Below are 23,032 nucleotides of genomic sequence, written 5' to 3'. Positions count from 1 at the left end.
AGGGAAGTACCTTGAAAAACATTCGCTCGTTATCGCCATTTTCGCTGGTGTTACTCTTTATCTCGTTTACGATGTCCATTTCGCAATCGACGATGACAACCGCTTATCCAATTTTGATGAAGCAGTTTGGGATTGATGCCGCCGCCGTTCAGTGGGTGACGTCCGGCTTTATGGTGGCCATGACTTTGGTTATGCCACTGTCACCATGGCTCTTGGATAATCTACACTTGAAGAAGTTGTTGAATCTCATTGTGGCGACTTTTCTAGTGGGGACGGCCATTGCCATGGTCACACCAAACTTTTTGGGTGTGATTGTTGGCCGTTTGCTGGAAGGTGTCGCGGTTGGGGCGCTTTTCCCAACCTACCAGGCAGTGATTATGGAAAATACGCCAAAGGAGAAGCGTGGCGTTGCGATGGGGGCCGTTGGCTTAGTTATGTCTTCGGCTTTGGCAGTCGGACCGATTGTCTCTGGCATCGTGTTGCAATTCGGTACTTGGCGTGCGCTTTTTGCCTTTTTCTTCATCGTTTTGCTGGCTTTGATTATTTTCATGCAAGGGCAAATTCAAAATACTCACGAGTTAAATAAGCGGGACTTCGATTTCTTGTCAGCCTTCTTGTTAATTGGTTTCGCGGGTGTTTTGTACACGGTTTCTATTTTGCCAAGTAAGGGCTGGTCGTTGACCCTGGTGGCGACTTTGGTCGTCTCTATCGCCTTGCTTGTTTTCTTTGTGATTCGGCAACTGCGTCAGGATAACCCCTTCTTAGATCTCCGCGTCTTTGAGCACCGCGGCTACTTGCCCGCCATGTTGTTGACGGGAATGTCTTATTCCGGGCTGATTACAGCAACGGTGATTATGCCGCTTTACTTCCAAAAAGTCTTTGGCCTCGCACCGCTTTGGTCGGGCCTTCTCATGATTCCAGGGGCCGTCTTCTTGTCTTGGTTGAACCCCAAGTCCGGTCGACTCCTTGGCCAAATTGGCTTGCGTCCGCTTGTCTTAATCGGTTCAACGATGATGGTGGCGGGCTATGCCATGTTGGCCTTCTTTGGAACAAAATGGCTGTTCTTGGCCATCCTAGGGGCAATGTTACTTGAAGGTGGGAATGCCTTTATCATGATGCCGGCTGTTACGGCGGCATCAAACGCGTTGCCAAAACACTTGATTTCGCATGGAACGGCGATCATTACAACGATGCGCCAGTTAATTGGTGCGCTGTCGATTCTGATTGCAGGAATTTTAATTGGCTTCTTCCACAAGAACAACAGCTATGGCCTGTCCTTGAATCTAACGGCGGCCTGGTTTATCTTGATTCCGCTATCGGGTTATCTCCTAGCTAGTCGAATCAAGGTGGAAAAGTAAGAAAAAGTCGGTCTTTGACCGACTTTTTTACTAGCTTTTGTTTTTTTAATCACGTAAAATAGACAGGATAATAAAATTTTGGCACACAGCATGCATGGCAACTGGAGGCTATTTTGGCAAAGAAACCGTTTTTAATTGGAATTACTGGTGGTTCTGGTTCTGGGAAAACCACTGTTTCGAAGGCGCTGATTACGCGGTTAGCGGACAATAATCCGATTTTATTGCAGCAGGATGTCTACTATAAGGATCAGTCAGACAAGCCGATGGAAGAACGGATGAAGACAAACTACGATCATCCAGACTCCATCGAAACGGATCGTTTCGTGGCAGACCTTGAAAAGCTGATTCAAAAGCAGGCAATCGATACGCCGGTTTACGATTATGCTGAACACACACGATCAAGTAAGACGACCCATGTGGAACCGGGCGATGTGATCATTGTCGACGGTGTCTTGCTTTTCAACGATGCCCGTGTGCGTGATTTGATGGATTTAAAAGTCTATGTGGATACGGATGATGACATTCGCTTTATTCGTCGTTTGCAACGCGATACCCATGAACGTGGCCGAACGGTTGAAGGGGTGATTGAACAATATACCGCTACCGTTAAGCCCATGCACAATCAATTTGTTGAGCCAACGAAACGTTACGCTGACATCATCGTTCCAGAGGGTGGTGGCAACTATGTGGCCATCGACATGTTGATGAATCAAGCCATTGCCATGGTGAAAAAAGAAGAATGATTTTTACAAGGGATGACCGACTTGGGTCATCTCTTTTTTTCTGCCCATGAGGCTGGCGAGAAAAGGGTCAAAATGAAAAAGTCGGACAGGATTGATCCTGTCCGACTGGGTAGATGGTGGGAATTACTGTCGCCTAGTTCCCTCAATGACATCACGCATGGTGTCGACAACCGACTGGGTTGCTTTGGGCAGCTTTGATCCAGTCAACGTGAAGAGTGTATCGACAATGGTGAGTTGGGCAATGAGTGAAGACATTGATTCGGAACGATAATTGACTTCATCGGCGAGCGATAGGAGCACGATGTCGGCCATTTGCGCCAAGGGGGAATCCGCAAAGGAAGTGATGGCGATGAAGGGGACTTGATGCTCCTTTAATTTTTGTGCTAAGAAAAGGGTGTCGTCGTTTCGACCGGAGTGCGAAATCACAACGGCGGTATCTTGTGGCGTTAGCTTAACGGCCTGCATCAGTTGAATGTCGTAATCCGGATGAGAAATGACATCGATTGGCGTACGCAAGAACTTGTGATAAGCATTGAAGGCGACAATCGAGGAACCACCGATGCCAAAAAAGCCGATCCGCTTCGCAGAGATTAACCAGGAAAGCGCCTTTTCGAGGGACTCAGCCGTTAAGGCATCGGCCGTCATCGTAAGGGCGTTTTGCGCACCAGAGAAGACTTTTTGACGGATGGCTTCCGTGTTATCATCATCGAGAATTTCACCAAAAAGATCGAGTGGTGGCTTACTTTGCTGATAGGAGGCAAGGACCACTGAAAAGTCGCGGTAGGATGAAAAACCAATTTTTTTCACGAAGCGTGAAATCGACGAGGTGGAGACAGTCGTCTTTTCAGCCATCGACTGAATGGTATCTTGAGCGGCCTGATCGATGTTTTGTGTGATGTAGTCAACCAGCTTTTGTTCCGTTTGGTTGTAGGTATTGGGCTCTTTGCCAAGTTGGGCAAAGATGACACGAGATTTACTTTCTTTCATATTAAACGTCCTTTATCTTTTTTTACTATACCGGAGATGAAAGTTATTTTCAATTAACGCTTGTGTTCTGAAAAAGATTTTCATATAATAGGACATGTAGTAAAAAAATGAAATATTAAAAAGAGGTAATACACATGAAGTTTGCCATGATTGGTCTTGGAAAGATGGGTCTTAACTTGGTTAAGAACGCTGTCGACAACGGCCACGAAGTTGTTGCGTTTGACTTGAACAAGGACTTTGTCGCAGAAGCAGATGCTTACTCAGACAAGGTTGAAGGTGTGAACTCATTGGATGACATGCTTTCAAAGTTGCCATCACCAAAGGTTGTTTGGGTAATGGTTCCTGCTGGAAAGCCAACGAACTCAACGATCGATACGTTGATCGAAAAGATGGACAAGGGCGACATCATCATTGATGGTGGAAACTCAAACTACAAGGACAACCTTGAACAAAACAAGCGCACGACTGCTGCTGGTATTAACTTGTTTGATGCCGGTACGTCTGGTGGAATGTCAGGTGCCCGTAACGGTGGTAACTTCATGATCGGTGGCGACAACGAAGCCGCATGGAAGGAAATCGAACCATTGTTCGAATCAATCGCCCAAAAGGACGGTTACTTGTACACTGGTCGTTTGGGATCAGGTCACTACTTGAAGATGGTCCACAACGGTATCGAATACGGTATGATGCAAGCCATCGCCGAAGGTTTCGAAGTTTTGGAAGCCTCACAATTCGATTACGATTACGAAGCAGTTGCTAAGCTTTGGAACAACGGTTCCGTTGTTCGTTCATGGTTGATGGAATTGATCGAAGAACAATTTGCTAACGATCCTAAGTTGTCAAAGATTTCAGGCGTTATGCACTCATCTGGTGAAGGTAAGTGGACCGTCGAAGAATCACTTGACTTGGAAGTTCCTGCACCAGTTATCTACTTGTCACTTGCTATGCGTTACCGTTCATTGCAAGAAGACACGTTTACTGGAAAGGTTGTTTCTGCTTTGCGTAACGGCTTCGGTGGCCACGCAATGGATTCAGCTAAGTAAGCTTCAAATAACCATTTTGAAAGCTCCCCACCGAGGGGGCTTTTTGTTTGCAAGGTAAAGTAAGCGGTAACAATACTGTGTCTTTCTTTGCGATTTTGTATAGTAACTAACCAAAAATGGAGACGTGACATGGACTACATGATTGGAATCGACCTGGGGACGACGTCCACCAAGGCCGTCTTATTCGATGACCAAAACCAAGTCGTTGCACAGGCTAATTACGGTTACCCCCTTTACCGGGATACCACCGATATGGCTGAAGAAGATTTGGATGAAATTTTCGTGGCCTTCACGAATGCGCTGGGTGCGGTTGTCCGTAAGGCTGAATTGGGAAAGGGAAACGCCATTAAGGCCGTTTCCTTCTCATCAGCCATGCACTCATTGATTGCCTTCGATAAGGACTGGCATCCTTTGACCCGAGTGATTACTTGGGCGGATACTCGTGCCGTGAATTACACGGAAGAATTGAAGTCAACTGGTTTGGGAATGGAAATCTATCAAAAGACCGGAACACCTATTCACCCAATGGCACCCTTATCAAAGTTGCTTTGGTTGAAGAATGATCAACCAGATATTTATAAGAACGCCGCTCACTATTTGGGAATTAAGGAATATCTCTTCCACCGTTTGTTTGGTGCAAACAAGATGGATATTTCGATTGCCTCTGGAACGGGACTTTTTAACATCTTCGAACTTGATTGGGACAAGCAGGCCCTTGAAGTGACTGGTGTGACAAAGGATCAGTTGCCAGAAACGGTGTCGCCTTATGAATACGAAACAGGCATGAACAAGGAATTGGCAGCCGTTTTGGGCTTGCCAGAAGACGTTCCCTTTGTTTATGGCGCCGGGGATGGCCCTCTGTCAAACCTTGGTGTTGACGCGGTCCAACCAGGGGTTGCGGCAATTACGATTGGTACTTCGGGTGCCATCCGTGTTGTTTCAGATAAGCCAGTTATTGATCCAAAGGGTCGTACCTTCACTTATGCACTGGACAAGGATCACTGGGTTGTCGGTGGTCCGGTCAACAACGGAGGGGATGTCTTCCGTTGGGCAAAGGACAACTTGTTCGATGCTGAAAAGTCGACGGCGGCCTTGCTTGGACAAGATGCTTACGACTTGATGACTGAAATTGCTTCAAAGATTCCGGCTGGTTCGGATGGTTTGCTTTTCCACCCATACTTGGGTGGAGAACGTGCCCCAATTTGGGATGCCAACGCTCGTGGTTCATTCTTTGGTTTGAACCACTCGCACACGCGTGCCAACATGCTCCGTGCCGTTCTTGAAGGGATTACCTTCAACGTTTACATGGTGTCACTTGCACTGGAAGAAGTGGTTGGCTCTCTCAAGTCAATTCAAGCTACCGGTGGCTTTGCCCGCTCACCACTTTGGCGTCAGATGTTTGCCGACATCTTTGAACAGCCCGTCACGGTGCCACAAGCCTTTGAATCAGGGGCTTTGGCAGCTGTTGTGGTTGCGCAAAAGGCACTTGGACAAATCGATGATCTTTATGAGATCTCAAAGTACATTGGTAAGTCCAATACTTATCAACCAGAACCTGAAAACTTTGAGGCTTATCGTGAATTAGCCCCAATCTTTATCCGTCTGTCACGTCAGTTACAGACGGAATACGACAACATTGCCGCTTTCCAGCGTAAGCATGCGCGACCGGCAGAAAAAAAGTAAGGAGTAGGGCTTTGCCCTAACAAATACGATGGAATTTATCATGTTAATCCTATCCATTTTGCTTTTGTTGCTTTTAATCACCAAATTCAAATTGAACACGTTCGTTTCTTTGGTCATTACGGCCGTTGCATTGGCACTTCTTTTGGGTATGAACCCTTCAAAGATTCCTGATGCTGTCCTAGGTAACCAAGGAATGGGAAACATCCTTGGTTCAAACGCCGTTATCTTCATCTTTGGTGGGATGATTGGTCGTTTGGTTGCCGATGCTGGTGGTTCTTACCGAATCGCTAAAACGCTGATCGCCTGGTTTGGCTTGAAGCGTTTGCAGTGGGCGGTTTTGCTCGCTTCATTCATTATCGGAATCTCAATGATTTTCGGTGTTGGAATGGTTCTTTTGATCCCAATCGTCTTTGCGGTTGCCATCGAAGCTGGTGTGCCATTGCTTTACTTGGGTGTTTCAATGACAGCAGCCTTGTCATCAGCCCAAGGATTCTTACCACCACAACCTGCGCCAACAGCTGTTGCCTCACAATTGAACGCCAACATTGGCTTGATGTTGTTGGTTGGTCTCTTCGTTTCCGTGATTACGGCCGTTGTTGCCGGACCAATCTTTACGAAGTTGGCCCAAAAGTACGCGCCAGATGCCTTCAAGTTCAAGGAACACATTGAAGCCGTTGGGGATGTGAAAGAATACGATTTGGATAAGACGCCTTCCTTTGGCTTGTCCGTCTTGACTTCTGTCTTCCCATTGGTCTTCATGATCATTGCCACGATTTATAAGTTGGTTGTCACGGGTGGTAAGACACCAAAGAACCCGGATGCGGTATACCAAGTGATTGATTTCTTGGCTAACCCAGCCATTGCCATGACGATTTCATTGGTCTTGGCAATCTTTACCATGGGTCTGATGCAAAAGCGTGATATGAAGACGGTCGGTGCTTCCTTAAATGAAGGAATGAATGCCGTTTCTGGTATCTTGTTGATTGTTGGTGGTGGTGGCGCCCTGCGTGGTGTCTTGGTTACTTCTGGTATGTCAGCTAAGATTGCTGATTTGTTCCAGTCATCGGGTTCGATGTCACCAATTGCCATCGTCCTCTTTGCATGGGCTGTGGCCTCATTGCTTCGAATCGCGGTTGGTTCAGCAACGGTTGCTGGAATTACGGCCGTTGGGGTTGTCAATGGTATTTTGGCAGCCAACCCGCACGGTGATCTCTTGCTCGTCTTGGTTGCCTTGGCAATCGGTGCGGGATCATTGATTGCTTCACACGTCAACGATGCTGGTTTCTGGATTTTCAAGGAATTCTTTGACTTGACGGTTAAGCAGACTTTCCAGATTTGGACAGTTTTGGAAACGGTCATTTCTTTGACCGGTTTGGCCATTATTTTGATTTTAACGGCGGTCTTAGTATAAGATCCAAAACCACCGGTAAGACGGTGGTTTTTTGCTAGAATAAAATTCCTTTTTGCATTTTTGACACATTCTGGTAAAATAGTGACCATCGGATGACCGAACATGAGTGGTCACTTTGAAAAATGAGATGAAAGGTTATTATGAAATCTAATAAAATTGGTTTATTGCAGCTGGTTCTGCTGGGTCTTGGTTCATTAATCGGATCCGGTTGGCTTTTTGGTTCTTGGGAGGCCACCCGAGTGGCGGGGCCAGCGGCGATTATTTCTTGGATCGTCGGTGCCATTGTCATCGGTGTGATTGCTTATACCTACGTTGAATTGGGAACAATGTTTCCACAGTCTGGGGGAATGTCAAAGTTCGCTCAGTACACCCACGGTTCCTTGCTTGGCTTTATTGCCTCATGGGCCAACTGGGTGTCATTGATTACCTTAATTCCGATTGAGGCGGTGGCAGCCGTTCAATACATGGCCACTTGGCCATGGTCTTGGGCGAACTGGACGCACCACTTCTTGGAAAACAATCAAATCACAACCCCAGGGTTGCTGGTTGTCTTCGGCTTTATCATTATCTTTACGCTCTTGAACTATTGGTCAGTGTCACTTTTGACAAGGTTCACGTCCTTTATTTCCTTCTTTAAGTTGGGTGTGCCATTGTTGACGATTGTGATGTTGACCATTGCGTCATTCCATCCATCAAACTATGGAACAAACATGCACGACTTTATGCCTTACGGAACGGCGCCAATCTTTGCCGCAACGACCGTTTCAGGTATTATCTTCTCGTTCAACGCTTTCCAGACCATCATTAACTTTGGTTCTGAAGTGAAGAACCCAACCAAGGATATCTCTCGTGGAATCGTGATTTCCTTGAGTATTGCGGCCTTGCTTTACATCTTGATTCAATCAACCTTCATTACGGCGATTGAACCATCTGAAATTGCAAAGTACGGTTGGCACGGTATCGATTTCCAGTCACCATTTGCTGATTTGGCGATCTTGGTTGGCTTGAATTGGTTATCTATTTTGCTTTATACCGATGCCTTTATTTCGCCATTTGGAACGGGTGTTTCCTTTGCGGCCTCAACTGGTCGTGTCTTGGCTGCGATGGCTTCTGATAAGCACATCCCGCAATTCATTGGAAAGATTAACGAAAAGTACGGCATTCCTCGTATGGCCATGGTGACGGATGCGGTTTTGTCCATGATTATGGTTTCGCTCTTCCGTTCATGGGGAACGTTGGCCGCCGTTATTTCGACGGCTACCCTGATTGCTTACTTGACTGGACCGGTGACGGTGATGTCCCTTCGCGAGATGGCGCCTGAATTTACCCGTCCATTCAAGTCAAAGTCGATGAAGTGGATGGCGCCTTTGGCCTTCGTTTTGGCTTCATTGGCAACTTACTGGGCAATGTGGCCAACCACGATTGAAGTCATTATGATTATCATCTTGGGCTTGCCATTCTACTTCTACTACGAATGGCGTCAAGGCTTTGCCTGGTCACGTTTGAAGAAGCAGTTGCAAGGATCTTCTTGGTTGCTCTTCTACCTAATCGCCTTGTCAATTGAATCATACATCGGTTCAACTGAATTTAACGGTGTTGGTTGGATTCACTATCCATGGGACTTCTTGATGGTTGCCATTGTCGCATTGGCCTTCTATGCTTGGGGAAAGGGATCACACTTGATCACGAAGTACTTTAAGCGGGCAAAGAAAGTCAACGATACGGTTGATTACGAAGAACCAGCTGAAAACGCTGAATAATATGAGTGAGTCAAAAGTCAGACCAATTTGGTCTGACTTTTTTATGTTGAAAACGCTGGAAAACGCCTTTGTTAATTGACAAGAGGTGGTCCTGCTGGTAGAGTAAATGCTAGTTTGATTAAAAGAGTATGAGGCAGAATATGACTGAAAAAAAGCAGGGAAAATGGTTTGGAAAGGCTGATCCATCAGCATTCGAACAATCGGACCAACATTTGAAAAAGACCCTTGGTGTCAAAGAAATGCTGGCACTTGGTGTCGGAACGATCGTCGGAGCTGCCATCTTTACCTTACCGGGAATTGTGGCCGCCACGCACGCGGGTGCAGCGGTTACGATTTCCTTTATTTTGGCTGCCATTGTTTCTGGTTTGACGGCCTTTGCCTACGCTGAGTTCGCTTCTGTTTTGCCATTTGCCGGTTCGGCTTATTCTTGGGTCTCTGTCGTCTTTGGTAAAGTCTTTGGCTGGATTGCGGGATGGGCGTTGTTGGCCGAATATTTCATCGCCGTTGCCTTTGTCGCCTCTGGTTGGTCAGCTAACATGAAGCTCTTCCTGTCTTCGTTTGGTTGGTCCCTACCCAAGGCCTTGGCTAATCCATTTTCAGCTGGTAATGGTGGGGTGATTGACCTTTTTGCTCTGCTAGCCGTGTTGATTGTTGCCACCCTGCTTTACCGGGGAACGAACAATACTGCCAAAGTCGAAAATACCCTGGTCGTGTTGAAGGTTGGCGTGATCGTCCTCTTTATCATTGTTGGGGCGACCGCCATTCACCCAAGCAACTACGCGCACTTTGTTCCGACCCATGTGCCCGGAACCGACTTTGGTGGTTGGCAGGGAATTGCAGCCGGCGCTTCACAAATCTTTTTGGCCTACATTGGTTTTGATTCAATCGCGGCCAACTCAGCCGAGGCAAAGAATCCTCAAAAGACGATGCCACGGGGAATTATTGGTTCTCTGATTATTGCTACGGCACTCTTTGTCACGGTTTCCCTTGTCCTGGTCGGCATGTTCCACTACACCAAGTACGCGAATAATGCAGCACCGGCTGCCTGGGCCTTGCTTGCCTCTGGTCATTCAGTGACGTCACACATTCTGTCTGTTGTTGCCTTGGCTGGTATGTTTACTGGGTTGATTGGTATGATGATGGCTGGCTCACGATTGCTCTACGCCTTCGGCCGAGATGGCCTATTACCAGGCTTTCTCGGTGGTGTTTCGAAAAAGGGGCAGCCCAATAACGCCTTGATTGCCCTGTCTGTTATCGCGGTTTTGGTTGGTTCGGTCTTCTCCTTCACGGAGTTAGCCGGTTTAATGTCAGCCGGTACCTTGATTGCCTTCATTATGGTGTCACTTGGCATTTACGCCCTGCGACGTCGTGAGGGGAAGGACTTGCCAGTGCCTTCCTTCAAAATGCCACTATATCCAATTTTGCCAGCATTGGCGGCAATCGGGGCGGCTTATATCTACTACACCTTGGATCACCAAGCACAACTCTATTCAGTTGCTTGGTTTGTTCTTGGCCTCTTGGTCTATGCCTTTTATGGTGTTAAACACTCAAAGTAATGTTCTTTCAAAAGTCGATCACTGAATCGACTTTTTTATTTTTCCGATCTGCTATGAATGGGGCGCATATGCTATAATAAAGCTAACGAATGGTCATGCGACTATGGCATTGCTTTCTAGCGAGACTCCGGTTGGTGAGAGGGGTTAAGCAAACCATGCTCGTGCTCCCATTTCCAAGCCCGAAAGGGCGCTTTCCTGGCGTTACAAGGTTTGAGGTAAGACTTTAACAGTCATTACAAACAGCGGTGGTACCACGGTCACGCGTTCGCTCTTTGTGATGGCTTTTTCTATTGTATTAAAGGAGTTGGCTATGAAAGAATTATCATCAGCAGAAATCCGACAAATGTTTTTGGATTTCTTTGCATCAAAAGACCACTTGGTCGTTCCATCAAAATCATTGATTCCTGAAAACGATCCCTCGCTTTTGTGGATTAACTCGGGTGTTGCCACGTTGAAGAAGTACTTTGATGGTTCCGTTGTCCCACCAAAGCCACGTTTGACCAACGCACAAAAGGCCATTCGAACAAACGATATCGAAAACGTGGGAAAGACGGCCCGTCACCACACGCTTTTTGAAATGATGGGAAACTTCTCGATTGGTGACTACTTTAAAGAAGAAGTGATTCCTTGGGCTTGGGAGTTGTTGACGTCGCCTGAGTGGTATGGCTTGGATAAGGAAAAGCTTTACGTGACGGTTTATCCAAAGGACCAGGAGTCAAAGAAAATTTGGGAAGAAAAGACCGATTTGCCCGACGGTCACATTTACGAAGTCGAAGATAACTTCTGGGATATTGGTGAGGGTCCTTCAGGTCCTGACTCCGAAATCTTTTACGACCGTGGCGAAGCCTTTGCTGATTTGCCTGCAAACGATCCGGAAATGTATCCAGGTGGTGAAAACGAACGTTACCTTGAAATCTGGAACATCGTCTTTTCACAATTTAACCACTTACCAGGTTTGACGGATAACAGTACTTATCCAGAATTACCACATAAAAACATTGATACGGGGATGGGCCTCGAACGACTGGTTTCGGTCTTTCAAAACGGACGGACGAACTTCGATACGGATCTCTTCTTACCAATTATCCGAGCAACGGAGCCACTGACTGCTGGCAAAGTCTATGACACGACAAAGGATACAGAAGACAACGTTTCCTTCAAAGTCATTGCTGACCACATCCGTGCGGTCGCCTTTGCCATCTCAGACGGGGCCAAGCCCTCAAACGAAGGACGGGGCTATGTCATTCGCCGTTTGTTGCGCCGGGCGGTTTTGCACGGCCAAAAGCTTGGTATTCAGGAAAACTTCTTGGCTAAGATTGTGCCTTCAATGGTTGGAACACTCGATGCCTTCTACCCAGAATTAAAGGAAAAGCAAGGCTTGATTGAATCGATCATGACAGCCGAGGAAAAGCGCTTTAACAAGACGTTAAAGTCCGGCTTAACTATGTTTGACCAATTCGTGGCCGATGCTAAAAAGGCTGGTAAAAAGGAAATCTCTGGTGCCGATGCCTTTAAGTTGTCGGATACTTATGGCTTCCCAGTCGAATTGACTGCTGAACAGGCCGAAGAAGTGGGCATGACGGTTGATATGGCTGGTTTCCAAGAGGCGCTCCAAGAGCAAAAGGATCGCGCACGAGCAGCCCGTGGAAAAGAACATGCCATGGGTGTTCAAAATGCCGCATTGACTGATTTGACGGTGGATTCAACCTACGTTGGTTGGTCAAAGACAGCCGTTAACGGTGCCAAAGTCGTGGCCATCATTGCTCACGATGAGAGCGGCGTGGCTGTTTCAACGGACGCTGCCAAGGCAGGGACGACGGCTTGGTTGGTTTTCGATCAAACACCGTTCTATGCCGAAATGGGTGGCCAGGTTGCCGACTTTGGTACGGTTAAAGACGAAAACGATACGATTATCGCTGAAGTCCGTGACGTCCAATCGGGTCCAAATGGGCAAAACATTCATGAAGTCACGTTGACAGAAGATATTACCGTTGGCCAGGTCGTCGATTTGGCGGTTGATATGGAACGCCATCATGCGGTTTCCTTGAACCACACGGCAACCCACTTGTTGGATCAAGCCTTGCGCAATGTGATTGGTGGGGATGTTCATCAAGCGGGGTCACTGGTTGAACCAGAGTACTTGCGTTTCGACTTTAACCATGATGGGCCGGTTGATCAGGCAACCTTAAACAAGATTCAAGACGAAGTGAACTTGCAAATTCAAAAGAACTTGCCAATTACTTGGCAGGAAATGTCCTTGGATGAAGCGAAGAAGTTGGGCGCAGTGGCCGTCTTTGATGACAAGTACGGCGACACGGTTCGAATCGTGTCAATTGGTGATTACAACCAAGAGTTCGACGGTGGAACACACGCCCAGTCGACGGCGGAATTGAACCTCTTTAAGATCACGTCAGAAGCGGGTGTTGCAGCCGGCGTTCGACGGATTGAGGCCAAGACCGCATTGCCGGCTTTGACGGATTACCAAGCAGAGGAACAGACACTTCAGCACATCGCCAAGAATCTCAAGGTACCGAACCTTTTGGCTGTTTCAGACCGCGTGAACGATTTGTCAGATGAGCTGAAAGAAGCAAAGAATCAGTTAGCCACGTTGCAAGCGCAATTGGCTGCGGCACAAGCAGCTGATTTGTTGCAGAATGCCGAAGCAATTAACGGCTTGTCCGTTGTGGCTGCTCAGGTAACGGTTGAAAATGCCAATGGGCTCCGTCAAATGGCCGATGCTTGGCGTGACAAAGGCGCCTCAGACGTGTTGGTCTTGGCAGCTGCCATTGGTGAAAAAGTCAATCTGTTGGTTGCAGCGAATAAGACGGCCAACGGCAAGGGCATCAAGGCCGGTGACGTTGTGAAAGCCATTGCCCCAATCGTTGGTGGTGGCGGTGGTGGCCGTCCTGATTTGGCCCAGGCGGGTGGAAAAGACCAGGATCAGATTCCGGCCGCTTTGCAAAAGGCCAAGGAATTGCTTGCCCAAGCCTAAGGTCCTTTGCTTGTTTCGACTTGACTCTTTTTGGGTCTAGACCGTCAGGGACTTTTTGACGGATTTCATTATCTTGCATATGGAATCGTGTTAAACTAGAGACAAAGAAAAACAATTAAGATTTGATAAAGAAAGGAGTGTGTACGATGAGCGTAAGTGATCAAACCGCTATTTTCGACTTCGGTCAGCAGGAGCCAAAGGATATTCACGAGACGATGCAGTTGGTGTATGACGCCTTGGAAGAAAAGGGTTATAACCCCATTAACCAAATCGTCGGTTACCTCATGTCTGGTGATCCTGCCTATATTCCGCGCTTGCACGATGCAAGAAACTTAATTAAGCGGCACGAACGTGACGAAATAATCGAAGAACTCGTGCACGCCTATTTGAAAAAGTAATGCGGATACTTGGATTAGATGTAGGTTCCAAAACGGTTGGTGTGGCGGTTTCCGATCCCATGGGTTGGACGGCTCAAGGTGTTGAAATCATCCGAATTAACGAGGATGAAAAGATTTTTGGCCTTGATCGACTCGGTGAATTAATCGAAAAAACCGGCGCCAAAGCCGTTGTTTTGGGCTTGCCAAAAAACATGAATAACTCAGAAGGACCTCGTGCGGAAGCATCACGGGCCTATGCCAAAATGGTGGAAGAACGGTTCGGCTTGCCGACCGACTTTCAAGATGAACGATTAACGACGGTTCAAGCGGAACGGATGTTGATTGAAGAGGCGGATGTCTCAAGAAAAAAGCGTAAGAAAGTGATCGATAAGATTGCGGCTGAATTCATCTTGCAGAATTACTTGGATGCCAATGGTAAACTGACAAAGAACTAAGAATTAAAGGAAGAGCAAATGGCAAAAGAAAACCCCGAAATTGATAAGATTACCCTGGTGGATGATAACGGTGACGAGGCTTTGTACGAAGTCCTCTTTACCTTCCATTCCGAAGAATTTGATAAGTCCTACATTCTTTTGGTACCAGATGGTGTTGAAGAAGATGAACAGGTTGATGTACAGGCCTACATCTTTAACCCTGAAGAAGATGGCGAAGCAAAAGATGGCGATTTGTTGCCAATCGAAGACGACGCCGAATGGGCCATGGTTGAAGAAGTGTTGAACACCTTCTTGGATGATGATGCTAACTTTGAATAAAAAAAGGCACACGTCGGTGTGCCTTTTTTTGAGCACTTTTTTGGGTAGCTTTTCTGACTGGTTGATTGGAAAGAGTCGAAAGAACTTGACATTCCAATTCAGAGGACTACCCTAGAGAGAAGAGGAAAGGAAGAAAGAACTCATGAAAAAGCTTTCGTTAAGTAAATTAAATCCAAAAAAGATGTCCAAGAAAAGTAAGTGGTGGACGGGCATCATTGTTCTCGTTGTGATCGTATTGGCTGCTGCCGGCTTTGGCTATAAGGCCTACGAAGATCAAAACAGCATGTCGGGTGTTTATTCCTATAAGGATGGTGGAACGGCCATTAAGTTCACCAAGTCAACCTATACGCTTTACAGCACGTCAAATACGAGTCAAAAGTTAACGGGTAAGTATTACTTGGAGGACAATGTCCTGGTGTTGCTTTATGATAAGAATTCCGATTCAGCCAAAGAGGGTGGCATCCGCGGTGTTGCCTTCCAAGTTGCGGATAATAAGAAGAGCATTAACGTCCAAGGTTCGACCTATAAGAAATAAGATTTCCTTTTGAAAAGTCCGGTTTACCGGGCTTTTTTCTTTCTACAGGGGTCTTTCTTGGTGTCTTGTTCAAAAAAGTTGTATACTTTTAAATTAGAAAGTCCAAGAAAGGAGAGGGAGCCATGGCCAAAAGAAGACAGCGAAAGTGGTTAAAAATACCCCGTGGTAAAAAAGAGCGGCGCCGCTACTTCATCGCCTTACTGGCTCTCTTGACTTTGGTGGGGGCCGCTGCTTTCTTAACACCGCAATTCTTGGCCGAACGTCAGGAAGCACAGGTCGAGGATCAGCGGTCAAAGCAGTTAAAGTCCTGGGCGCCCTATGCCCAACAACTGCAACGGCAATATGGCGTTTTTGCCTCGATTTCGCTTGCCCAAGCGGCTTTGGAGTCGGACTTTGGCCAGTCGGCGCTGGCGGTTCAAGCCCATAACCTCTATGGAGTCAAGGCCTCGGCTGGGCAGTCGTCGGTTACCTTGCCAACCAAAGAGTATCAGGATGGTTCTTGGGTCACAGTGGATGCCGCTTTTGTTTCCTATCCTACTTGGCAGGCTTCCATGCTGGCCCATGCACAGTTGTTAAAACAGGGGACCTCTTGGAATCCAACGCAATACGCCCATGTCTTGTCGGCTCAAACCTATCAGGACGCCGCTAAAGGGTTAATGACGGATGGGTATGCAACGGATCCGGATTATGCGACGAAGCTTGTTCAGGTCATTGAAAAATATCACTTACACCGCTTTGACTTAGCAAATTAATGACTGGTAAAAGGCTCAGAATTCTGGGCTTTTTTTCTTGCTTTTGACTTGTTGACTGGGTGAGACGAGCAGGAGAAAAAGGGCAGATTATGCTAAAATATAGGAAGCAAGAATACACTTTTTAGGATGGCATCATGACGGTTGAAGAACTTACTAAGGGAATGAACGACAAGCAGGCCGAAGCGGTTCGTACGACGGAGGGACCGCTTTTAATTATGGCTGGGGCCGGCTCTGGAAAGACGCGTGTTCTGACACACCGTGTCGCCCATTTAATTGAAGATTTAGATGTTCGGCCATGGCGGATTTTGGCCATTACCTTTACCAATAAGGCAGCCCGAGAAATGCGGGAACGAATCGCTAAATTGGTTGATCCTGAACAGGCGCAAATGATTTGGGTTTCGACTTTTCACGCCCTGGCCGTTCGTATTTTGCGTCGGGATGGCGAACAAATCGGTTTGGGTAAGAACTTTACCATTTTGGATTCGTCGGCCCAAAAGACCTTGGTCAAGCGAGTGGTTAACGAGTTGAACCTGGACTCGAACCAGTATGATCCACGGACGATTCTGGGTACGATTTCAAACGCTAAAAACGAGCTGTTGACAGCAAAGGACTATGCAGAGCAGGCTGGTAATTACTACGAAGAGCGCGTGGCAGAAGTGTATCGGGCCTATCAAAAAGCGCTTCGTCAGGCACAGTCCGTCGACTTTGACGATTTGATTATGCTGACAATCGAGCTCTTTGAAAAGGTGCCAGAAGTACTAACGCGTTACCAGGAACAGTTCCGCTATTTGCACGTTGATGAGTATCAGGATACCAACGACGCGCAATACAGGATTGTCAACATGTTGGCCAAAGGATCAAAGAACCTGGCCGTTGTTGGGGATGCCGATCAGTCGATTTATGGTTGGCGTGGGGCGAACATGCAAAACATTTTGAACTTTGAAAAGGATTGGCCAGAAGCTAAGTCCGTTTTCTTGGAACAAAATTATCGTTCGACTCAACATATTTTGGATGCCGCCAACGATGTGATTAATCACAATAACGAGCGCGTGCCAAAAAAGCTTTGGACGGAAAACGGCGCTGGGGAAAAGATTACCTATTACCGAGCACAGTCTGCACAAGACGAAGCCTATTACGTCCTTGGCAAGATTCAAAAGGGCCAGCGCGAACAGAAACAGTCCCTGTCGGACTTTGCCATTCTTTACCGGACAAACGCCCAATCCCGTGCGATGGAAGAAGCCTTGGTGAAGGCCAACATTCCTTATACGATCGTGGGTGGGCACAAGTTCTACGACCGCAAGGAAATCCTGGATATTATGGCCTACCTTTCCTTGGTGGCCAATCCCGCCGACAATGCGGCTTTGGAACGAATCATTAACGTGCCAAAGCGTGCCATTGGCCAAACGACCATTGACCGTTTGTTTGCCTTTGCCGATTCGATTAACCTGCCAATGCTTGCAGCAATTGATCAAATCGAAATGGCGCCGGATATCCGGCCAGCCGCCGCTTCCAAGTTGTTGGCCTTTGCTGAGATGGTGAATAACTTCCGCCAGCAAGCCGAATTTCTCGATGTTTCCGAATTGACGGACCTGATTTTAGATCAATCGGGTTATCGAAAAGAACTTCAGCAAAAATCTGATCCGGAGTCACAGTCCCGTTTGGAAAACCTTGATGAATTTATTTCGGTGACCAAGGAATTTGAAGCGAAGTACGATCAAGACGCTGAAGACGCGATTAACCCACTGACGGATTTCTTAGGATCAACGGCGCTGATGGCCGACTTGGATAACGTGGAAGAGGATTCGGGTCAGGTGACGCTGATGACTTTGCATGCTGCTAAGGGATTGGAATTTAACACGGTCTTCTTGATTGGATTAGAGGAAGGCCTCTTCCCACTCGGCCGCGCAGCACAAGACGAGGATCTCTTGGAAGAAGAGCGGCGCTTAGCCTACGTTGGGATTACCCGTGCGGAGCAAAAGCTGTATTTGACCAATGCCTTTTCCCGAATGCTTTACGGAAAGACCCAGGCCAACCAGCCATCACGTTTTATTGATGAAATTTCCGACGATCTAATTGAGAAGGCCTATCCAGCTGGTTCGTCAGCAACCCAGCCTGGCCTGTCTTCCAAGTTCTTACGGGCCACGTCAACGACTTATAATGGCCGTCCCGTTCATGCTTCCGCTGTTCAAAAGTCCGAAAGCAAGACGACCGGTGCTGAAGGTGTGTCTTGGCAGGCTGGTGATAAGGTGCAGCATAAGAAGTGGGGAATCGGAACGGTTGTCGCCGTCACCGGAACCGCCGAGGATCAAGAGCTCAAAGTCGCCTTTCCAGAGGATGGGATTAAGCAATTGTTGGCCGCCTTTGCACCAATTAAAAAGGCCGATTAAGCCGTCCTTGCACCATTTATTTTTAACAAAAGAACCTTGCTTTGTTGGCACTACTTGACCTGTTCAACTTGAATAGGTTTTGTCCATCTAGGCTTGGTTCGTACATAGCACTTTTCAGGAATGAGAGGAAGTTATCATGGCAGAGCCAAAAGAGATAAAGCAATTAACAACAGAGGAAGCCAAGCAAGAGATTCAGACTTTGCAGGACCGCTTGACTGATTATGGGATTGCCTACTACGAAAAGGATGCCCCCCTTGTCGAAGACCATGTCTACGATGCGCAGTACGCTCGTTTGCAAGCTTTGGAACAAGCCTTTCCCCAGTTTATTAGCCAGGATTCGCCAACGCAAAACGTTGGTGGGGCTCAGACCAAGTCCGGCTTACCAAAAGTGCAGCACCCGGTTCCCATGCTGTCCTTGGGGGATGTTTTCTCCCTCGACGAATTGCAGGAGTGGGAAGACCGCACAAAAAAAGCCCTTGGTTTTCAGCCAAAGTATAACTTGGAACTAAAAATTGATGGTTTGGCGATTAACCTCAAATACGAGCAGGGGAAGTTAGTCCAGGCCTCCACGCGTGGTAATGGTCTAGTTGGCGAAGATGTGACGGCCAATGTCAATACCATCGATGATGTGCCCAAGACTTTGAACGAGCCGGTGACGGTTGAGGTGCGTGGTGAAATTTACATGCCCAAGGCCTCTTTTGCTAAGTTGAACGAAGAACGCGAAGCAGAGGGGCAAGAACCCTTTGCCAACCCACGAAACGCCGCTGCAGGCTCCTTGCGCCAGCTGGATGCACGGGAAACGAAGAAGCGGAAGTTATCAGCCTTTATTTACTACACGGCAGAACCTGATCAGATTGCCGTGACCACACAAGATGGCCTTCTGGAACGCTTTCGGGCCTTAGGATTGCCAACGAACCCCGATAATCGGGTCATTAGTCAAATGTCTGATATCAAGCCCTATTTGGAAGAGTACACGGCAAAGCGTGACAGCCTTCCCTACGGGATTGACGGTGTCGTCGTTAAGGTGAATAACTTTGATGACCAGGTTGACCTTGGCAATACGGTCAAAGTCCCACGCTGGGCCATTGCCTACAAGTTCCCACCTGAAGAGGAAGAGACGGTTGTCCGTGATATTGAATGGACGGTCGGTCGAACGGGCGCTGTCACGCCAACGGCCGCGATGGATCCTGTTTTGTTGGCGGGAACAACTGTGCAGCGGGCGTCCTTACACAATCCGGACTATCTTAAAATGAAGGATGTCCGCGTTGGGGATACGGTTACCCTGCACAAAGCCGGTGATATTATTCCAGAAATTGGGCAAGTGATTCTAGCAAAGCGTCCAAAGGATGCAAAGCCCTATGCCATTCCGACGACCTGTCCAGCCTGTGGCGCTGATTTGGTCCACGTGGAAGGTGAAGTGGTTTTGCGTTGTATGAATCCAGCCTGTCCGGCACAAATTGCTGAAGGCCTGACGCATTTTGCCTCACGAAACGCCATGAACATCGATGGTTTGGGTCCCCAAATCGTGGCACAGTTGCTGGAAAAAGAGTTGGTGAAGGATGTGGCGTCAATCTACTCCTTGCAACGTGAGCAGCTCTTGACTTTGGATAAGTTCAAGGAAAAGTCCGCGGACAACTTGTTGGCAGCAATCGCTGCTTCGAAGGAAAATTCCGCTGATCGTTTGCTCTTTGGATTGGGCGTCCGTTTAGTTGGTGCCAAGGCGGCCAAGACGATTTTGCAGTCTTTGGGTGATCTCGGCCATGTTGCCAGCGCTTCCGTTGATGATATTGTGTCGATTGATGGCGTCGGGCTGGCGATTGCCGATTCTTTGGTTAAATACTTCCAAGAACCCGAGGCACAGGCCCTCATTGCCGAACTTTCACAAGCTGGCGTGAACATGGCTTATCTGTCTGACCAGGGACCAATTGATGAAAATTCATTTTTCTATGGTAAAAAGATCGTTTTGACTGGTAAACTAGAGGTAAGTTCGCGCAGTGAAATAGCGGCCTGGCTGGAAGGCCACGGTGCGTCAGTTACGGGCTCGGTTTCAAAGAAAACCGATTTGGTGATTGCTGGAAGCGATGCTGGTTCAAAGCTACAAAAAGCCGAGGATCTGGGTGTGACGGTTTGGAATGAACAGGAATTCCTATCCGCCCAACAAAACGAGCAGGCCTAATGCCTGCTTTTGTAAAGAGGACGATTCATGCTTAAACGTATATCATTAAGGACCTGGCTCTTCATTGCAGGTGGGGCCATCATTGTACTGGTGCTTTTCTTTTTGTTTTTAAACCGGGCAACCCTGTCGCCTTCTGTTTCAAAAAGTAAGGGCGTTCAATTGACCCAAAACGGTGCCGGACAGTATCAGACGGTGATTAAGGACGGTCATTACCTGACGTCAGCCGCCCGTGGATTGACGGCAACCTCCCAGGGGAATGCAGTTGATACGAAGGACTTTGAGTCTGGACTGTTGAACTTGGCCAAGACACATTTTAAGACGGGACGGTATATCTTCCAAGAAGGTCAGTACCTCTCTTCTGATACGGTTAGTGGGCTGTTGGCCCGTCAAACCGATTCGAATTTGACCGCTTTGAACCCTAAGGATAACGGGAAAACCGATTCGTCACGTAATCCAATCTACGTTCAGAGTTTGACCGAACAAGACTTTATGACAAAAGATGGTTCGAACCTGAAGCTGGCCGGTATGGTTGTTGGTGTGGCGATGAACACGCAAGACACCTACCAGAAGGAACAGTACGGTGCCAATTACTACCAGTCGATTTCGGATGCGGATCGCATTGCCTATGGTAAGAAAATTGCACCGAAGTTGATTAAACAAATTCGTGCTCAAACAGGTGTTGCCAAGAACATTCCAATTGTCATTGCCATGTATGCCAATGCTTCGGAAGATTCGCTTGGCGGCGGTTCCTTCTATTCAGAAGCAACTTCCAAGTCCGGTACGAACATTTCGGCCTGGACTGACATTAATGACAAAACCGTTGTTTTCCCTAAGGAAAGCTCGGATAGCTCATCTGTTGGTACGGACGAAAACACTGGCTTTACCAATTTTAAGAATGACATTGCCAACTTCTTCCCAAACATTGCTGGTGCAACGGCCATTGGTCACTTCACCAATTCAAAGTTGACATCGATGAAGGTGACCGTGACGACGCAGTTCTATTCTCAAACAGAGATTGAAGCCTTTGCCAACTACGTTAGCTCGGCTGCTGTGAAGTTCTTGCCTTCCTCAGCGCCTGTCCAAATCACCATTAAGACGGCAAATGAAACGCAGGCAATTCTTGTCCGCAAGTCCGATGATAAATCCTATACCACAACAATTATGTAATTCTTAAAAAGGACACCCGAGTGAGGGTGTCTTTTTTAATCTAATCATTCTTATATATTTCTAAATAAAAGATAACATGTGATTAAATTTACGTTTTTATTTAGAATGGTACTATTGTAACGTTTATATGAAATAAATGTTACGAGAAAACTACATTTTCGACATCAGAAAGCCATTTATCAGTAACCAATTCTTTTGATTAACCCGTTAAGATATTAAAGGATTAATTGAACGAAATGAACCAGATAAAAGGGGCAAGATGATGGCAGAATCTTTTACAAAAAAACAATTTGCGAAACTAACTTTGTTAGCATTGGCGATTTTGTCGGGTTCGACATTTTTAAATACAACAGTGACGATGTCGTTAGTAGGGGGCGGAGTGTCGGTTTCGGCTGATACGTCAGCTACCACGACAGTGGATTATAATAGTAAAGCTGCTGAAGTCATGTCTAAATACAATGATACACACGAAGATGTTGCTCAAATCGATGATGTCAAATTCGATGATCCCGAATCGGCCGTTGTTGGTAAGTGGGTGAATTTGACCACAGTAACTGGCGTGGCAAAGGATGGTAACCAGTCCGTTGATTACAAGGTTAACAACGTATTCGTTCGTAAGGATCAGTCAACGGGTCAATTGATTTCAGCTTATATCGGTGGTAAAACCAGCATTACCTTAACTTCACGAGGATCGAATAACTCGATTTGGGTTGAAGTAGGGGATGGCACGACTTTTAAGAAAATCAAAGAAATTTCAACGGCATCAGCCATTTCACAACCAACGGGTAACTATGTTAATCAATCCGATAAAGATAATTATAATAACCAGCAAGCTCGTATTGCTTCTGGCGAATTAGTCTTTGCTCACACGCAAGACACACCACAAACGTTTGTATTGCCCGATACTTTCTCACAGACTGACTCTGTTTTACGTGTTGCCTATATTTCAAATAACGCAGGCGGAAAAGCTACGGGTGGCACAGCTGTCTACCCAACGCCAAAAATTCAGTTGCGTACGGCCCCAGCGGTTCAGCAAGAAATTTCCGACGCCCTGAAGCAAGGTGCCGAATCAAGGCAAGCCAAGCTTGATGGTACTAAGAAATTGGAAGATTATCGAACGAAATTAAAGAATAGTGTCGATAAAGACAATACACTGGGAAAAGGTGACAAAGACACAAAAAAAGCTAATATTGATTCGATTATTAACCAGGCCGAAAAGGACATTGCTGAGAAGGATAATGCTAAAGATGTTAACGATTTTGTGGAGTCTGCTCGTATGCTGATAAAATGGACAGATTTTATGCATCGTCCACTGTATAATTATCTCAAGAC

18 protein-coding genes are annotated in these 23,032 nt (G+C 47.0%); 17 read left to right on the top strand and 1 reads right to left on the bottom strand.

Annotation, left to right across the window (positions count from 1 at the left end; all coding sequences use genetic code 11):
• Positions 1-11: 11 nt before the first annotated feature.
• Together G6R30_RS05565 and udk are read left to right on the top strand one after the other, a co-directional pair.
• Positions 12-1,358, top strand: a complete 1,347-nt coding sequence (locus tag G6R30_RS05565; RefSeq protein WP_213822364.1) for an MFS transporter — start codon at positions 12-14, stop codon at positions 1,356-1,358.
• A 113-nt stretch (positions 1,359-1,471) separates the two neighbouring features.
• Positions 1,472-2,101 (top strand): uridine kinase, encoded by a 630-nt coding sequence (gene udk, locus G6R30_RS05560; protein ID WP_213822361.1) that lies wholly within the window; start codon positions 1,472-1,474, stop codon positions 2,099-2,101.
• A 123-nt stretch (positions 2,102-2,224) separates the two neighbouring features.
• Here udk and G6R30_RS05555 read toward each other — a convergent pair whose 3' ends face one another.
• A complete protein-coding gene (locus tag G6R30_RS05555) occupies positions 2,225-3,088 on the bottom strand; it encodes a MurR/RpiR family transcriptional regulator (RefSeq protein WP_213822358.1) in 864 nt (287 codons plus the stop codon).
• A gap of 134 nt (positions 3,089-3,222) precedes the next feature.
• On the opposite strand from G6R30_RS05555, the gene gnd reads away from it, so the two are divergent.
• The 15 genes from gnd to G6R30_RS05480 form a co-directional block, all read left to right on the top strand.
• Complete coding sequence (gene gnd / locus G6R30_RS05550; protein ID WP_213822356.1) at positions 3,223-4,131, top strand: phosphogluconate dehydrogenase (NAD(+)-dependent, decarboxylating); 909 nt, start codon at positions 3,223-3,225, stop codon at positions 4,129-4,131.
• A 129-nt stretch (positions 4,132-4,260) separates the two neighbouring features.
• Positions 4,261-5,814 carry a gluconokinase gene (gene gntK / locus G6R30_RS05545; protein WP_213822354.1) on the top strand — a complete coding sequence of 518 codons (1,554 nt, stop codon included), beginning with the start codon at positions 4,261-4,263 and terminating at the stop codon, positions 5,812-5,814.
• Positions 5,815-5,842: 28 nt separating this feature from the next.
• Positions 5,843-7,225 (top strand): gluconate:H+ symporter, encoded by a 1,383-nt coding sequence (locus tag G6R30_RS05540; RefSeq protein ID WP_213822353.1) that lies wholly within the window; start codon positions 5,843-5,845, stop codon positions 7,223-7,225.
• A 140-nt stretch (positions 7,226-7,365) separates the two neighbouring features.
• The gene (locus G6R30_RS05535) at positions 7,366-8,985 is read left to right on the top strand and encodes an APC family permease (RefSeq protein WP_213822351.1); all 1,620 of its coding nucleotides are present in this window, start codon (positions 7,366-7,368) and stop codon (positions 8,983-8,985) included.
• 140 nt (positions 8,986-9,125) lie between these two features.
• Positions 9,126-10,541 (top strand): APC family permease, encoded by a 1,416-nt coding sequence (locus G6R30_RS05530; protein WP_213822349.1) that lies wholly within the window; start codon positions 9,126-9,128, stop codon positions 10,539-10,541.
• A gap of 310 nt (positions 10,542-10,851) precedes the next feature.
• Positions 10,852-13,533, top strand: a complete 2,682-nt coding sequence (gene alaS / locus G6R30_RS05525; RefSeq protein WP_213822347.1) for an alanine--tRNA ligase — start codon at positions 10,852-10,854, stop codon at positions 13,531-13,533.
• A 146-nt stretch (positions 13,534-13,679) separates the two neighbouring features.
• A complete protein-coding gene (locus G6R30_RS05520; protein WP_213822345.1) occupies positions 13,680-13,931 on the top strand; it encodes an IreB family regulatory phosphoprotein in 252 nt (83 codons plus the stop codon).
• Positions 13,931-14,365 (top strand): Holliday junction resolvase RuvX, encoded by a 435-nt coding sequence (gene ruvX / locus G6R30_RS05515; protein ID WP_213822343.1) that lies wholly within the window; start codon positions 13,931-13,933, stop codon positions 14,363-14,365. The genes G6R30_RS05520 and ruvX overlap by 1 nt, the downstream gene beginning before the upstream one ends.
• An 18-nt stretch (positions 14,366-14,383) precedes the next feature.
• Positions 14,384-14,683, top strand: a complete 300-nt coding sequence (locus G6R30_RS05510) for a DUF1292 domain-containing protein (protein WP_213822340.1) — start codon at positions 14,384-14,386, stop codon at positions 14,681-14,683.
• Between the two features lie 142 nt (positions 14,684-14,825).
• Positions 14,826-15,218 carry a hypothetical protein gene (locus G6R30_RS05505; protein WP_213822337.1) on the top strand — a complete coding sequence of 131 codons (393 nt, stop codon included), beginning with the start codon at positions 14,826-14,828 and terminating at the stop codon, positions 15,216-15,218.
• A gap of 122 nt (positions 15,219-15,340) precedes the next feature.
• Positions 15,341-15,970, top strand: a complete 630-nt coding sequence (locus G6R30_RS05500) for a glycoside hydrolase family 73 protein (RefSeq protein ID WP_213822332.1) — start codon at positions 15,341-15,343, stop codon at positions 15,968-15,970.
• 134 nt (positions 15,971-16,104) lie between these two features.
• Positions 16,105-18,357: a DNA helicase PcrA gene (gene pcrA, locus G6R30_RS05495; RefSeq protein WP_213822331.1), complete on the top strand. Its 2,253-nt coding sequence runs from the start codon at positions 16,105-16,107 to the stop codon at positions 18,355-18,357.
• A gap of 136 nt (positions 18,358-18,493) precedes the next feature.
• On the top strand, positions 18,494-20,533 hold the full coding sequence (gene ligA / locus G6R30_RS05490; RefSeq protein ID WP_213822328.1) for an NAD-dependent DNA ligase LigA: 2,040 nt from the start codon (positions 18,494-18,496) through the stop codon (positions 20,531-20,533).
• Between the two features lie 27 nt (positions 20,534-20,560).
• Positions 20,561-21,700, top strand: coding sequence for a CamS family sex pheromone protein (locus G6R30_RS05485; RefSeq protein ID WP_213822325.1), 1,140 nt, complete (start codon positions 20,561-20,563; stop codon positions 21,698-21,700).
• Positions 21,701-21,962: 262 nt separating this feature from the next.
• Positions 21,963-23,032, top strand: a 1,070-nt coding sequence (locus tag G6R30_RS05480) for a hypothetical protein (RefSeq protein WP_213822323.1), incomplete at its 3' end; no start/stop codon positions are given.

The sequence above is a fragment of the Fructobacillus parabroussonetiae genome (genome assembly GCF_018437265.1).
In the GTDB taxonomy this organism is placed as follows: Bacteria; Bacillota; Bacilli; order Lactobacillales; family Lactobacillaceae; genus Fructobacillus; species Fructobacillus parabroussonetiae.
The sequence above is the reverse complement of the archived record's forward strand: the minus strand, read 5'-3'. Positions and strand labels throughout refer to the sequence as shown.

Excerpts from the sequence above, each read along its gene's own strand:
- G6R30_RS05500 (WP_213822332.1), top strand. The coding sequence starts at position 15,341 with ATGGCCAAAAGAAGACAGCGAAAGTGGTTAAAAATACCCCGTGGTAAA.
- G6R30_RS05535 (WP_213822351.1), top strand. The coding sequence starts at position 7,366 with ATGAAATCTAATAAAATTGGTTTATTGCAGCTGGTTCTGCTGGGTCTT.
- G6R30_RS05520 (WP_213822345.1), top strand. The coding sequence starts at position 13,680 with ATGAGCGTAAGTGATCAAACCGCTATTTTCGACTTCGGTCAGCAGGAG.
- G6R30_RS05510 (WP_213822340.1), top strand. The coding sequence starts at position 14,384 with ATGGCAAAAGAAAACCCCGAAATTGATAAGATTACCCTGGTGGATGAT.
- G6R30_RS05530 (WP_213822349.1), top strand. The coding sequence starts at position 9,126 with ATGACTGAAAAAAAGCAGGGAAAATGGTTTGGAAAGGCTGATCCATCA.
- gntK (WP_213822354.1), top strand. The coding sequence starts at position 4,261 with ATGGACTACATGATTGGAATCGACCTGGGGACGACGTCCACCAAGGCC.
- ruvX (WP_213822343.1), top strand. The coding sequence starts at position 13,931 with ATGCGGATACTTGGATTAGATGTAGGTTCCAAAACGGTTGGTGTGGCG.
- ligA (WP_213822328.1), top strand. The coding sequence starts at position 18,494 with ATGGCAGAGCCAAAAGAGATAAAGCAATTAACAACAGAGGAAGCCAAG.
- G6R30_RS05485 (WP_213822325.1), top strand. The coding sequence starts at position 20,561 with ATGCTTAAACGTATATCATTAAGGACCTGGCTCTTCATTGCAGGTGGG.
- G6R30_RS05555 (WP_213822358.1), bottom strand. The coding sequence starts at position 3,088 with ATGAAAGAAAGTAAATCTCGTGTCATCTTTGCCCAACTTGGCAAAGAG.
- alaS (WP_213822347.1), top strand. The coding sequence starts at position 10,852 with ATGAAAGAATTATCATCAGCAGAAATCCGACAAATGTTTTTGGATTTC.
- gnd (WP_213822356.1), top strand. The coding sequence starts at position 3,223 with ATGAAGTTTGCCATGATTGGTCTTGGAAAGATGGGTCTTAACTTGGTT.
- G6R30_RS05505 (WP_213822337.1), top strand. The coding sequence starts at position 14,826 with ATGAAAAAGCTTTCGTTAAGTAAATTAAATCCAAAAAAGATGTCCAAG.
- G6R30_RS05540 (WP_213822353.1), top strand. The coding sequence starts at position 5,843 with ATGGAATTTATCATGTTAATCCTATCCATTTTGCTTTTGTTGCTTTTA.
- pcrA (WP_213822331.1), top strand. The coding sequence starts at position 16,105 with ATGACGGTTGAAGAACTTACTAAGGGAATGAACGACAAGCAGGCCGAA.